Here is a 14,327-nt window from a genome sequence, read left to right on the forward strand (position 1 = left end):
AAAGGTATGAATGCCCAATGAAGTATCTGAAAGCGTTTAATACAAGGGAGAAAGTTCTTCTTAGTATCATTTTGCTAGCAGTTGGAATGGCTGTATTCTTTTATTTCGATTTACCTAAAGGTGAGGAAGCGCAGTTTGTGTTTGAAGAAGAAGTAGAGGAGGGGGGAGAAGACAAAGAAGTTCCTCTGCCTACTCAAGAAAATGAGGTAACGATTGTGCTCGTAGATGTAAAGGGGGCCGTGGTCGCACCGGGTGTATATGAAGTTAGTGCGAATGGGCGTGTGAAAGATGTTATTGAGAAAGCTGGTGGGTTTCTTGAAGAAGCAGATCAAGCTCAGCTGAACCTCGCTACCAAAGTGATTGATGAGATGATGATTTACGTTCCTTTAAAAGGAGAAACCACAGTGACTGCTGGAAGTGTGACTGCCGAGTCAGGACTTGTTTCCATCAATACGGCCGATCTTATTGAGCTTCAAGAACTTCCTGGGATTGGGCCAGCAAAAGCAGAAGCGATTATTCAATATCGAGAAGAAAATGGTCCTTTCAGTGCTAGTGAGGACTTACAAAATATTAGTGGAATAGGAGAAAAAACGTATGAGAAGTTAAAGGACCTAATAACCGTTCAATGAGTCATTGACTAGCAGGATTATTTCGATCAAACTAATAGAAGATAAAACATTGGGGGGAAATCCATGGAACGTATTTCGTGGGATCAGTATTTTATGGCCCAAAGCCATTTACTTGCTCTTAGAAGCACATGTACTCGATTAACGGTTGGCGCCACAATTGTAAGAGATAAAAGGATGATTGCAGGTGGATACAATGGATCTGTATCAGGTGGTGTTCATTGTATCGACGAAGGGTGTTATGTAATCGACAATCATTGTGTTCGAACGATTCATGCTGAGATGAATGCCATTATTCAATGCGCTAAATTTGGTGTGCAAACAACTGGAGCAGAAATTTATGTCACTCATTTTCCTTGTATTAACTGCTGTAAAGCGATTATACAGGCGGGAATTAAAACAGTGATTTATGCAGAAAATTATAAAAATCACCCTTATGCGGTTGAGCTCTTTGAAGATGCTGGCGTAATAGTTAGACAAGTTGAACTAGAAGAGATGATTCTTGATACGAATAGTCAAGAAAAGCTTAATTTAACTGCGGATTTATTGGACAAACTATCAGCGTCAGGTCTTGATGCAAATGAAGTAAGGCCACTATATGAGAAAGCTTCCAAACTATACGGTATGTAATGAAAGGAAACCTATGGGTGCTAGCGCTCTCTTCGCTACTTGGTGTTTTCAGTGTCGATTCCTACTATGCCGTCTCTGTGAGTAGTATTTTGTTGATATGGTTATGGAAAGGTAAGAGAGGGCTATTATTGTTAGCTACTCTTACCTTCCTATTATCTTTTAGTTACACAGTTTTTACAAATAGCACCAATATTACCTCTTTAAAAGAAGGTGAAGTAGCCTTAAATGGGAAGATTTCTTCGCTGCCTCAAGTTGACGGTGATTCTCTTTCTTTTGAAGCTTCCACAATGAACGAGAATGTAAAGGTACAGTATTATTTATCATCAGAAGTGGAAAAGAATGATTTGAGAAATTTAAAAGTAGGTCACTGGTGTCGTTTATCAGGGACGCTCAAATCCCCATCACCTCTAAGAATCCCCTCTCTTTTTAACTACGAACGTTACCTTTATCATAAAAAAATTCACTGGATTTATGAACTGAATGAAAAACCGACTTGCTTACCACATTCCAAATCACTAATCGTAAAGATTCAACAATACCGGCAGAAAGTGGTATCGGATATTACAGTTGTTTTTCCTATTCAACTTCAAGGGCTAGCAGCATCGTTACTTGTTGGCGATCGCAGCCTATTACCCCCTGATGTCACTGATGCTTATCAAGAATTAGGTTTAAGCCATGTGCTAGCTGTATCGGGTTTGCACGTTGGCGTTATTGGTGGCTTGTTCTTCTGGCTAATGATACGAATTGGTGTGACAAGAGAAAAAGCGTATAGTACGCTTTTCATTTTTTTTCCTTTTTACCTTGTTTTCACAGGTGGTGCACCCTCGGTCGTTAGAGCGTCTTTAATGGCGATGACAGTGGTTTTTAGTATGCGGTTTCAGTTAAAGCTTAATCCTCTTGATGGAATTGCGGCAGCTTGTTTAATCACACTATTTGTAAATCCTTATTATGCTTATCATATTGGGTTTCAACTTTCTTTTCTAATTGCTTTTGCTTTAATCGTATCCTCTCATACAATCTTGCAGCGTTATCAGCATCCCTTCACCAAACTTCTGGCTTTATCTATTCTCGCTCAAGTCATTTCTTTTCCTCTTGTTATTTATCACTTTCATCAAATTTCATTTATCAGTTTAGGATTGAACCTCATTTATGTTCCGTTTATTTCAATCATCGTTTTACCAGCTTTATTGCTTCTCTTCTTGTTGCGAGCGCTTTCTGTGTCCATTCTTTTTACGGTGTTGTCTGAACCACTTGCTACGCTCATTGCGTCCATTCATCGTTTGTTTTTGTTTCTATCGGAGTTAAACATGAATATCGTTTTCGGAGCGATCTCAGAAGGTATGCTGATCATTTCTTTTGGAATTTGTTTTTTCGTCGTTCTGTTATGGGAGCGAGGGTTACTTATGAAAGCTAGTGTAATCTGGTCGCTTTATTGCGGTGGATTGTACATAGCTCCTTATTTGAACCCAAATGGAGAGGTGACATTCATCGATGTTGGGCAGGGGGATAGTATTTTAATCATGCTTCCTTTTCAACAACAGGTTATTTTGATTGATACAGGCGGAAAACCGAGTTTTGGTAAAGAAGAGATGTGGCGACAAAGAGAGTCAACATTTGACATAGGGGGTGATGTTATTCTCCCATTTTTGAAGTCGAAAGGTATTCGTGAGCTTGATTTATTGCTGCTTACTCATGGTGATTTTGATCATGTGGGTGGAGCGAAAGAGATTTTAGAAGGCATCTCTATAAAAAGATTGTTACTTGATCAAGGTATTGAACAAACGGAAGTCGAAGCGAATGTAATACAAATCGCACGCACAAAAAGTGTTCCTGTATCAAACGCAAAAGTAGGACAATCGTGGAGCGTAGGGAAGGCGAATTTTACTGTTGTTCAGGCGTTACAGACGAAGGAAGAGAACGATGGGAGTATCGTTTTGCATGCAAACGTTGGCGGATATAGCTGGCTTTTAATGGGTGATGTGGAAGCGGAGGGAGAACGTCAACTTCTTGCTGGTCGCTCTCTTCCAAAAATTGACGTGGTAAAAGTAGGCCATCATGGTAGCGCTACTTCTAGCTCATCAGAGTTCATTGACCGTGCTACTCCCGATATTGCGATCATATCAGTTGGGGAAGATAACCGGTATGGTCATCCTGATGCAGATGTATTAGAACGTTATCAAGAGAACGGTGTCTCTATTCTTCGAACCGACCTAAATGGCACAATCCGATACACATATCGATCGAATAAAAAAGGAAGTTGGTCCGTGATGTTAAATGGAAAATAGACTGCCTAGGGCAGTCTATTTAGCCAATTGCTTTAATAATTACAGCCGTAAAGAAAATGATGGAAAAGAATAAAAATGGTACAACGAAGCCAACAGCTGATTGAACAGCGTCATTATCCTTAGCTTGAACATCTTTTTCGAACTCGTTCATTTGCCTTCCCTCCTGCTTTCCCCATAGTATTCACTGTTCACTACTAATGTAGTCTTTATGTAGGGGATTTCCTAAAAAGGTACATTTCAATCAATATTGTATCATGTATTCCACATTATGTCTTTAATCTTCAGTAACTGACACTGTTTTAATGAAAGGAATTTATTCGAAAGAATCACTCCCTTTCCTGTAAAGAGTTGTCACCCATACTTTAAGTTTGCATAGGATATCCTATCTACTACACACCGAACATCGTTGCTTCATGAGAGTCCTAGGCCTTATGAAGGAGCGTTTACTATAAATGGGAGGCTGGTTCTAGCAGCCGGCTTCCCTTTTCTACTTGCCAACATCGTATTGACGGATTAGGATAGGAATGGACGAATAAAAACGAGGTGTACATAGATGTCCATTTCAGACTTAAAAAAGAAAATTAAACAAAACAAGTTAGATCCACTCTATCTCTTATCTGGTACAGAAACGTTCCTGGTTGATGAATTACAAAAAATGATCATTAATCAGGCGCTCCCAGAAGAAGAGAAAGAATTTGGACTTGCTTATTATGATTTAAACGAAACACCTGTTCAAGCTGCAGTAGAAGATGCTGAAACGCTGCCGTTTTTAGGGGAGAAGCGTGTCATTATATTAAAGAATCCATTGTTTTTAACAGCTGCTAAGGATAAGAGCAAAATAGAGCATGATTTGGATTCACTTCAGCGGTATGCTGAAAACCCATCTCCTTTTACGATTCTTATTATTGAAGCTCCTTATGAAAAGCTGGATGAGCGGAAAAAATTGGTGAAAACCATTAAAAAAGCAGGAACATTTGTTAAAGCCGAGGCGCTACAAGAAAATCATTTGGGTGACTGGCTTCAACAACGCGCAAAGCAACATGGTGTTTCTCTTGATCAGGAAGGCGAAGAGAGGCTTGTTCAGTTAACAGGTAGTCACTTGATGTTGCTGCAACAGGAAATAGATAAAATGGCACTATATGTTGGAGAAGGTGGCATTGTCAATGCGGAAGTTGTTGATCTTCTCGTTGCCAGAACATTAGAAAATGATATTTTTGCGTTAATTGATCGTATCGTAAGGAAAGATTTAAACAAAGCGTTTCGCATTTTATATGATTTACTTAAAATCAATGAAGAACCCATTAAAATTCTTTCGTTAATTGGCAGACAGTTTCGGATTATTTATCAGGTTAGTGAGCTTTCGAAGAGAGGGTATGGTCAGAAGCAAATGGCCTCCACCCTTAAATTGCATCCTTATGCAGTGAAAATTGCACAGCAACAAAGTCGAAGTTTTGAAGAAGAAAAACTTCGCTTCATTTTGGATCAAATTGCTGAATCGGATTATGAGATGAAAACAGGTAAGATGGATAAAAAACTGATTCTTGAATTGTTAGTTACTAAAATTAAAAATGCATAAAAAAGCTGTTGGGATATCCCAACAGCTTTTAACGTTTTTAAGGAATTACGCTGAAATCTCGTTGTACATTTTAGTTAGACGAGATTTTTTACGTGCTACTGTGTTTCTGTGAATGATTCCTTTGTCAGCAGCTTTGTCGATGCGCTTAGAAGCTTGGTTAAGAGCTGTTTTCGCAGCTTCAACGTCTTTAGCTTCAACTTTAGCTTCAAAAGTCTTGATTGCAGAACGCATTTCAGATTTGAAAGCAATGTTATTAGCGCGACGATCAGATTGAGTTCTAACGCGTTTAACCGCAGATTTAATATTTGGCATACCTTTCACCTCCTTGCAAGGCTTAACAATTCCATGTCATATCCGTGCATAGAACAAGAAACATTCTATCAAATAGAACAATGAATTGCAATAGAGAATGAAAACCTTATTTCAGGGTTACGCTAACAGGTAACAGATAGAACAAGGGGTGATCTGATGGGAAGCGTTGAACTAGATAACTATCAAGTAAGGACAGATTTAGCTGTAGAAGCGCAGGAAATGGTGAAAGAAAAAAAAGCAAAGAGTATGAAAGAAGAGCAACCTGATGGGTTAAAGGGCGTTATCGTCAAAGAAAGAACCGAACAAGGTGTGAGCATTACAACAGTCGAGGTAACAAAACAAGGCGAGAAAGAAATTGGCAAAAAAGCGGGACACTATTTAACTTTTGAGGTACAGGGTATTAGAAGAAAAGACTCAGCTCTCCAACAGACCGTTCAAGATGTTTTTGCTCATGAGTTCGCTGCATTTCTAAAGCAACAGAATATCGCCAAAGAAGCAAGTTGTCTGATTGTCGGTCTTGGGAATTGGAACGTGACGCCTGATTCACTAGGTCCTCTCGTTGTTTCGAATTTGCTCATTACAAATCATTTATTTGAACTTCAACCCGAGACCGTTTCAGAGGGGTTCCGCCCTGTAAGTGCGATTACGCCTGGTGTGATGGGGATCACTGGAATTGAGACGAGCGATATTATTCATGGGGTTATCGAAAAAGCAAAGCCAGACTTCGTAATTGCGATCGATGCGCTAGCGTCGCGATCGATTGAGCGTGTTAATACAACGATACAAATATCGAATACGGGGATTCACCCTGGATCAGGTGTTGGGAATAAGCGGAAAGAATTAAGCTTTGATACACTTGGCATCCCAGTTATCGCTATTGGTATTCCAACTGTTGTTGATGCGGTTTCGATCACGAGTGATACAATCGATTTTATCTTAAAGCATTTTGGAAGAGAATTAAAAGAAAAAGATAAGCCATCAAAATCACTCGCACCAGCCGGCATGACCTTTGGTGAGAAGAAGACTTATACAGAAGAAGATCTTCCTGACGAAGGAAAGAGACAAACGTTTCTTGGGATGGTTGGTACACTCGAAGATGACGAAAAGCGAAACTTAATTCGTGAAGTGCTTGCACCGATGGGACATAACTTAATGGTTACCCCAAAAGAAGTTGATGTATTTATAGAGGATATGGCAAATGTTATTTCGGGTGGTCTAAATAGTTGCTTGCATGGAGAAGTAGATCAGCAGAATAGTGGCATGTATACACATTAGGCATATCGATTTCCTTTTGGCATACGTATAGAAGTGTAGGACAGGCTTATTAGGAAGGAGCTGGAGAGATGGCGTTGTTTTTTATGAAAACTTTTCTCCTTGTTTCGTTGCTTTTGTTTGGAGTGCTATTAGGAATGGAACAGGCTTCTAAAAATATGAACGACATGCAAGCTAGCGAAAATACAGGTGCGTTTCAGATTAATGCTACTAACGGAGTCGAAGCTGAAATCCTTGGCACATCCATTACTCAAGAAGATCTAAAAGACAAACAAAAAACACTTGAAGGAGCAAACGAATTTAATGTTCTTGGACAATTAGGGAGTACTGTAAGCCAATGGTTATCATCGCTCATTCAAGCGGTTTTATCGTTCGTGTTTACGATTATTACAACTTTATTATCTTTCTTTCAGAGGTGAAAGGGCGCTGTTGCGCCTTTTTTTAATGGGTTTCTGTTTTTAATTTGGTATGAAATTAGAGGTGTGGTGCCCATATCTTAATATATGGGCGGATTGCGGATTGAATCTGGACAGCGGTATTGCTATAATCTATACTAGCGTAGTTTCGCCTTAGGAGTGATTGTAGATGAACCTTGAAGAAAAGTTAAAAAGACAGTCTAGGATTCGAAATTTTTCCATCATTGCCCATATTGATCATGGAAAATCGACTCTTGCTGACCGTATTTTAGAACGGACAGGTGCGTTAACTGACCGTGAAATGAAAGATCAGACGCTTGATGCGATGGATCTTGAACGTGAACGAGGAATTACGATTAAACTGAATTCTGTTCAGCTTACTTATACAGCGAAAGATGGGGAAGAATACATTTTTCATTTAATCGATACACCGGGACACGTCGACTTCTCTTATGAAGTATCTAGAAGTCTTGCCGCTTGTGAAGGAGCGCTATTAATTGTCGATGCAGCTCAGGGGATTGAAGCGCAGACGTTAGCAAACGTATACCTTGCTCTTGATAATGATTTGGAAATTCTTCCAGTTATTAATAAAATTGATCTACCAAGTGCAGAACCAGAGCGAGTGCGTCAAGAAGTGGAAGATGTTATTGGGTTGGACGCTTCTGAAGCCGTATTAGCTTCTGCTAAGTCTGGAATTGGTATCGAAGAAATTCTTGAACAAATTGTTGAGAAAGTGCCTGCGCCTCAAGGCGATCCCGAAGGCCCGCTTCAAGCGCTTATTTTCGACTCGCTTTATGATCCATATAGAGGTGTTGTTGCATATATTCGAATTACAGAGGGGTCTGTAAAAGTCGGAGATAAAATTCGCATGATGGCAACAGGAAAAGAATTTGAAGTGAATGAGCTCGGGGTGTTTAACCCTAAGCCAATTGCTAAGAAGGAGCTTTCTGTTGGTGATGTTGGTTTTCTAACTGCTGCGATTAAAAACGTGGGCGACTCCCGCGTAGGTGATACCATCACATCTGTGAAAAATCCAGCTGCCACTCCACTACCGGGTTATCGTCGAATGAATCCGATGGTGTATTGTGGACTGTATCCAGTTGATTCTGCTCAATACAATGATCTTCGTGAAGCCCTTGAACGCCTTGAACTTAATGATTCCTCTCTTCAATATGAAGCAGAAACTTCTCAGGCTCTAGGGTTTGGTTTCCGCTGTGGTTTCCTTGGGCTTCTTCATATGGAGATTGTTCAAGAGCGTATTGAAAGAGAGTTTAACATCGATCTCATTACAACAGCACCAAGTGTTATCTACCAGGTAAAACTTACTGATGGAGAAGAAGTTATTATCGATAACCCTGCAATGATGCCTGATGCTCAATCGATTGCAGAAGTGCAAGAGCCATATGTAAAAGCAACAATTATGGCACCAAACGACTATGTTGGAGCGATTATGGAGTTATGTCAGGGCAAACGTGGTGATTTCATTGACATGCAGTACATGGATGAAAGTCGTGTGAATATTGTTTATCATATTCCGCTTTCTGAGATTGTCTATGATTTCTTTGACCAATTGAAGTCCAGCACGAAGGGGTATGCATCCTTTGACTACGAGTTGATTGGATACCGAGAATCGAACTTAGTGAAAATGGATATTCTTTTAAACGCTGAGAAGATTGATGCGCTTTCTATTATTGTTCACAGAGACTTTGCTTATGATCGCGGAAAAGACATTACAGAAACTTTGAAAGATCTTATTCCAAGACAGCAATTTGAAGTGCCGATCCAAGCTTCTATCGGCCAGAAGATTGTTGCGCGATCAACCATTAAAGCAATGCGTAAAAACGTACTTGCCAAATGTTACGGTGGAGATATTTCACGTAAACGTAAGCTTCTTGAGAAACAAAAAGAAGGTAAAAAACGAATGAAAACGGTGGGGAAAGTTGAAGTGCCACAGGAAGCATTTATGGCTGTTCTTCGCCAGGATAATACAAAGAATAATTAAGGTGCTTTAGTTGAAGTGTTGAGTTGATTTTTATACCATGTAGGTTAGAAGACCGCAGAGCGTTTCTGCGGTCTTTACATTATGTTAGAAAGCAGTGATTGAAATGGTTAACGCTGTTTATTTACACATCCCTTTTTGTGATTATATTTGTCACTATTGTGATTTTAATAAAGTGTTTATGCAGGGACAGCCTGTAAATGATTATTTGACACATATGGATTTGGAAATGAAACACACCCTTGAAAAGTTTCCAACGGATCGTATTGAAACGATCTTCGTAGGGGGAGGCACTCCTACCGCGCTCAATGAAGAGCAGCTAGAACGTTTTCTGAAGGATGTTCAAAATCGTTTTGGGCCTTATCTATGTGATTCTGTTGAGTTTTCGATGGAAGCAAATCCAGGGAGTGTTACACCTGAAAAGCTACGTATTATGAAAGCGTATGGGGTGAATCGCTTAAGTATAGGTGCTCAGGCATTCCAGGATTCTCTTTTAAATAAACTGGGGAGGGGGCATTCAGTTGCAGAAATCGGGGAAATCGTTCGGATGGCAAAGAAGGAAGGTTTTGTGAATCTTTCCTTAGATCTTATGTTCGGTTTACCAGATCAAACCATTCCTCAGTTCTCAGAGTCAATTGCGAAAGCAATCGATTTGGGAATCACCCACATTTCTTCTTATTCCTTACAAGTAGAGAAAAAAACGGTTTTCTACAATAAATGGCGTAAAGGTGAATTACCACTTCCTACCGAAGAAGCAGAAGCTGATATGTATGAAATGCTTATAACGCGTCTAGAAAAAGCTGGTCTATTGCAATATGAGATTAGCAATTTCGCGAAACCAGGTTATGAAAGCAAGCACAATATTACGTATTGGAAGAATAATGAGTACTACGGAATAGGCGCTGGTGCTCACAGCTATATTGATGGGGTTAGAAGGGCGAATGCCGGGCCTCTCAAGCAGTATATGACGAAGATCGATGAAAGTGGTTTTCCATATATGGATGATAATGTTCTAACGGAAAATGAGCGAATGGAAGAAGAAATGTTTATGGGTCTCCGCATGAAAGAAGGCGTTTCAAAAAAAACGTTTCAAAAGAAGTTCAATCACTCAATCGAGGATGTATTTAGCGAGCAAATCAATAAGCTCGTTCAAAATCAACTTATACAAGACACAGGAACACACATTGCTTTAACAGAACAAGGTTTCTTTTTAGGTAATGAAGTGTTTCAGGAATTTCTTGCGATTTAGTTTCTTTGAGATAAGACAGAATGATTGAATAGAACGGTTTATTTAAGGGGGAGATTATGTTCTTTCTCTCCTTTTCATAAAAAATATTGTTTGGGTACAATAATGATTAACGTAATGATTGACAACTAAAATAAGTTTCTGTTACCTTATTATTAGATTTAGCACTCAGTCCTTTAGAGTGCTAACAGAGGTGATGAGGAGATGTTAACAGAACGTCAACTATTCATTTTGCAGTTGTTAATTAACGACTATATTCAAACGGCAGAACCGGTTGGATCACGAACGATTTCAAAACGTGAAGACGTTACGTTTAGCTCTGCAACGATTCGCAACGAACTTGCAGATCTTGAAGAGATGGGTTATATCGAGAAGACGCACAGCTCTTCAGGCAGAGTACCATCCGAAAAAGGCTATCGCTTTTATGTGGATCATCTTCTATCTCCACCTGTCCTTTCAAAAAAAGACGTGAATAACATTCATTCTCTTTTTGCTGAGAGAATGGTGGAAGTAGAAAAAGTGATTCAGCAATCTGCGGGGATCCTTTCTGAACTCACTCAATATACGTCAATTATTCTTGGACCTGAAGTTTTTGAAACAAGACTTCGCCAGATACAAATTATTCCTTTATCCAAGGATACAGCTGTCGTTATTTTAGTAGCTGACAGTGGGCATGTTGAGAATCGAACGATGAAAATTCCTCCATCGGTTAGCATGTCTGATATTGAAAAAGTTGTTAACATTATGAATGAGCGCTTGAAGGATGTTCCACTTATTTCCTTAAAGTCTACCATGATGAAAGAAATGGCAACTGTTTTGAAGAAGCATATTGAGAATTACAATCAAGTGAACACAATGCTTGAAAGTCTTTTCCTCTATACGAATGCAGAGAAAGTTTATTACGGAGGTAAGACAAATATTCTTACTCAGCCTGAGTTTAAAGACATAGACAAAGTCAGGTTATTACTTAATACGTTGGAACAGGATGAAGTCATGTATAATGTTCTTCGTCCGGAGAAAAACGGAATCGAAGTTAAAATTGGTCAAGAAAATGATCTTGAAGCGATGCAGCACTGTAGTATTGTGACAGCAGATTATTTTATTGAAGGAAAACGAATGGGCTCCATTGCTTTACTAGGACCGACTAGAATGGAGTATCAACGGTCAATGAGCATTCTAGGTTTCCTTGCTAATGATCTTACAAAGACGCTTACGGATCGATATCAAAGTTTCAAACACTGGTAATTTGGTAATAGTGAAGAAGGTGGGAGAAACATTTCTTCCATCCTTTTCTATGAGAGAATGATTTGGTATATTTCGATAGGGAGGTGAAATTCGTGGAAAAGCAAAACAGTCATCAAGAGGAAGAAGAGCTTCTAACGGAAGAGGAAGAGAATCTTGAGCAAAATGCTGAAGAGAATGATGAACCTGAAGTGATTGAAGTATCTGAAACCAATGAAAATGAAGAGCTTGAAAACTTGCAACAGCAAGTAGAAGAGCTTGAGAATAAATATATGCGCACACAGGCAGAGTACGATAACTTCCGACGTAGAACACGTGAAGAACGAAGTGCAGATGCTAAATACCGTTCTCAGAAATTGGCTGAAGAGCTACTTCCGGCAATGGATAACTTTGAACGTGCACTAGCTGTTCAAAGTGATAATGAGCAAGTAACGTCATTGCTTACTGGAATGGAAATGGTATATCGCCAGTTAAAAGAAGCACTTGCCAATGAAGGTGTAGAAGAAGTTGGTACTGTAGGTGAAGCCTTCAACCCGCATCTCCATCAAGCAGTTATGCAGGTTGAATCAGATGAACATGATTCAGATGTGGTTGTAGAGGTCTTACAAAAAGGCTATCAATTAAACGATCGCGTCCTTCGACCAGCAATGGTAAAGGTAAGCTCTTAACTACATAACAAGAAATAGGAGGTAGAATATAATGAGTAAAATTATTGGTATTGACTTAGGTACAACAAACTCTTGTATCGCAGTAATGGAAGGCGGAGAAGCTACCGTTATCCCTAACCCAGAAGGTAGCCGTACAACACCATCTGTCGTTGCATTTAAAGATGAAGAACGTCTAGTAGGTGAAGTTGCGAAGCGTCAAGCAATTACAAACCCTAACACAATTCAATCAATCAAACGTCATATGGGTACGGATTATAAAGTAGATGTTGAGGATAAATCATTTTCTCCTCAAGAAATCTCTGCAATCATCCTACAAAAACTAAAATCATACGCTGAAGATTATCTTGGTGAAGGCGTTGAAAAAGCGGTTATTACTGTTCCTGCATACTTTAACGATGCTGAGCGTCAAGCAACAAAAGATGCTGGTAAAATCGCTGGTCTTGAAGTCGAGCGTATTGTTAACGAACCAACTGCTGCAGCGCTTGCTTACGGTCTTGATAAAGAAGACGAAGACCAAACAATTCTAGTATTTGACCTTGGTGGTGGTACGTTTGACGTATCAATCCTTGAACTTGGTGGAGGCGTCTTTGAAGTTAAGTCTACTGCTGGTGACAATCGTCTTGGTGGGGATGACTTTGACCAAGTGATCATTGATCACTTAGTTGCTGAATTCAAGAAAGATACCGGTGTTGATCTTGGTCAAGATAAGATGGCACTACAACGTTTGAAAGATGCTGCTGAAAAAGCGAAAAAAGATCTTTCAGGTGTAGCACAAACTCAAATTTCTCTTCCATTTATCACAGCGGATGCTTCAGGACCTAAACACCTTGAGCTTAACCTAACTCGTGCTAAATTCGAAGAGCTTTCTGCAAATCTTGTTGAGCGTACAATGGCACCTACTCGCCAGGCACTTAAAGATGCTGGAATGTCACCTTCTGAACTTGATAAAGTAATTCTTGTTGGTGGATCGACTCGTATTCCTGCAGTACAAGATGCGATTAAGAAAGAAACAGGTCAAGATCCACACAAAGGCGTTAACCCTGATGAAGTCGTTGCACTTGGTGCAGCAATTCAAGCTGGTGTTATTGCTGGAGATGTGAAAGACGTTGTTCTTCTTGACGTAACACCTCTTTCTCTTGGTATCGAAACAATGGGCGGCGTATTTACGAAACTTATCGAGCGTAATACAACGATCCCAACTAGTAAGTCACAAACTTTCTCAACTGCAGCTGATAACCAGCCTTCAGTTGACATTCATGTTCTTCAAGGTGAGCGCGAAATGGCTCAGTATAACAAGACTCTTGGTCGCTTCCAGCTGACTGATATTCCTCCAGCTCCACGAGGAACTCCGCAAATCGAAGTATCATTTGATATCGACAAAAACGGTATCGTGAACGTTCGTGCGAAGGATCTTGGTACGAATAAAGAACAGTCAATTACAATCAAATCTTCAAGCGGTCTATCAGATGATGAAATTGAAAACATGGTGAAAGACGCTGAAGCAAATGCTGAAGAAGATAAGAAGCGTCGTGAAGAAGTTGAAACACGTAACGAAGCTGATCAGCTAGTGTTTACTACTGAAAAGACTCTTAAAGACCTTGAAGGTCAAGTAGAGGAAGAAGAAGTAACAAAAGCTAACGAAGCGAAAGATAAAGTAAAAGCAGCACTTGAAAATGACGACATTGAAGCAATTCGCACTGCGAAAGATGAGCTTCAAGAAATCGTTCAAGCACTTTCAATGAAAGTCTATGAGCAAGCTGCCCAAGCTCAACAAGCTCAAGCTGGCGAAGAAGGCGGAGCAGAGCAAGCGGATGATAACGTTGTTGACGCTGAATATGAAGAAGTAGACGACGACAAAAAGTAAGAAAATGATACGAAAAAAAGTCAAAGTCAGGCGTATCTTGACTTTGACTTTTTTCGTTTTAACCATTAACCACTTACTGATAAAGTGGCGTTAAAAGGTTCATTGAAATAACTTTAGAGTCTAGAAAAAATCACAAGTCACGTTTTTTTCCATACATGAAAGGGTTGAACTTTTGAGGTTAGCGAGCAAAA

13 protein-coding genes are annotated in these 14,327 nt (G+C 39.7%); 11 read left to right on the forward strand and 2 right to left on the reverse strand.

Features of this window, described 5'->3' with window-relative positions; genetic code table 11:
• Window positions 1-17: 17 nt before the first annotated feature.
• The 3 genes from LCL91_RS16380 to LCL91_RS16390 all read left to right on the forward strand — a co-directional run bounded on the left by LCL91_RS16380 (window position 18) and on the right by LCL91_RS16390 (window position 3,541).
• Entirely contained in the window at window positions 18-629 is a 612-nt protein-coding gene (locus tag LCL91_RS16380) for a helix-hairpin-helix domain-containing protein (protein ID WP_224883890.1), read from the forward strand.
• A 63-nt stretch (window positions 630-692) separates the two neighbouring features.
• The gene (locus tag LCL91_RS16385) at window positions 693-1,256 is read left to right on the forward strand and encodes a ComE operon protein 2 (RefSeq protein WP_224883892.1); all 564 of its coding nucleotides are present in this window, start codon (window positions 693-695) and stop codon (window positions 1,254-1,256) included.
• Entirely contained in the window at window positions 1,256-3,541 is a 2,286-nt protein-coding gene (locus LCL91_RS16390) for a DNA internalization-related competence protein ComEC/Rec2 (protein WP_224883894.1), read from the forward strand. Before LCL91_RS16385 ends, LCL91_RS16390 begins: the two co-directional genes overlap by 1 nt.
• 19 nt (window positions 3,542-3,560) lie before the next feature.
• Here the strand turns inward: LCL91_RS16390 and LCL91_RS16395 are convergent, their stop codons facing one another.
• Window positions 3,561-3,692, reverse strand: a complete 132-nt coding sequence (locus tag LCL91_RS16395; protein WP_098444313.1) for a YqzM family protein — start codon at window positions 3,690-3,692, stop codon at window positions 3,561-3,563.
• 402 nt (window positions 3,693-4,094) lie between these two features.
• Between LCL91_RS16395 and holA the strand changes: the two genes are divergently transcribed.
• Window positions 4,095-5,117, forward strand: coding sequence for a DNA polymerase III subunit delta (gene holA, locus LCL91_RS16400; RefSeq protein WP_224883896.1), 1,023 nt, complete (start codon window positions 4,095-4,097; stop codon window positions 5,115-5,117).
• Between the two features lie 45 nt (window positions 5,118-5,162).
• On the opposite strand, the gene rpsT is transcribed toward holA, so the two are convergent.
• Entirely contained in the window at window positions 5,163-5,429 is a 267-nt protein-coding gene (gene rpsT / locus LCL91_RS16405) for a 30S ribosomal protein S20 (protein ID WP_098444311.1), read from the reverse strand.
• Between the two features lie 153 nt (window positions 5,430-5,582).
• Between rpsT and gpr the strand changes: the two genes are divergently transcribed.
• From gpr to dnaK, 7 genes are all read left to right on the forward strand, one after another.
• A complete protein-coding gene (gene gpr / locus LCL91_RS16410; RefSeq protein ID WP_224884020.1) occupies window positions 5,583-6,704 on the forward strand; it encodes a GPR endopeptidase in 1,122 nt (373 codons plus the stop codon).
• 68 nt (window positions 6,705-6,772) lie between these two features.
• Window positions 6,773-7,120 carry a DUF3679 domain-containing protein gene (locus tag LCL91_RS16415; RefSeq protein WP_224883898.1) on the forward strand — a complete coding sequence of 116 codons (348 nt, stop codon included), beginning with the start codon at window positions 6,773-6,775 and terminating at the stop codon, window positions 7,118-7,120.
• Between the two features lie 166 nt (window positions 7,121-7,286).
• Complete coding sequence (gene lepA, locus LCL91_RS16420; protein ID WP_224883900.1) at window positions 7,287-9,119, forward strand: translation elongation factor 4; 1,833 nt, start codon at window positions 7,287-7,289, stop codon at window positions 9,117-9,119.
• Window positions 9,120-9,222: 103 nt separating this feature from the next.
• A complete protein-coding gene (gene hemW / locus LCL91_RS16425; RefSeq protein ID WP_224883901.1) occupies window positions 9,223-10,365 on the forward strand; it encodes a radical SAM family heme chaperone HemW in 1,143 nt (380 codons plus the stop codon).
• A gap of 201 nt (window positions 10,366-10,566) precedes the next feature.
• A complete protein-coding gene (hrcA, locus tag LCL91_RS16430; protein ID WP_224883903.1) occupies window positions 10,567-11,607 on the forward strand; it encodes a heat-inducible transcriptional repressor HrcA in 1,041 nt (346 codons plus the stop codon).
• A gap of 92 nt (window positions 11,608-11,699) precedes the next feature.
• Window positions 11,700-12,272 carry a nucleotide exchange factor GrpE gene (gene grpE, locus LCL91_RS16435; RefSeq protein ID WP_224883905.1) on the forward strand — a complete coding sequence of 191 codons (573 nt, stop codon included), beginning with the start codon at window positions 11,700-11,702 and terminating at the stop codon, window positions 12,270-12,272.
• A gap of 31 nt (window positions 12,273-12,303) precedes the next feature.
• Window positions 12,304-14,136 carry a molecular chaperone DnaK gene (gene dnaK, locus LCL91_RS16440; RefSeq protein ID WP_165996790.1) on the forward strand — a complete coding sequence of 611 codons (1,833 nt, stop codon included), beginning with the start codon at window positions 12,304-12,306 and terminating at the stop codon, window positions 14,134-14,136.
• Window positions 14,137-14,327 lie beyond the last annotated feature (191 nt).

This window comes from Guptibacillus hwajinpoensis (assembly GCF_020171785.1).
GTDB classification, from domain to species: Bacteria; Bacillota; Bacilli; order Bacillales; family Guptibacillaceae; genus Guptibacillus; species Guptibacillus sedimenti.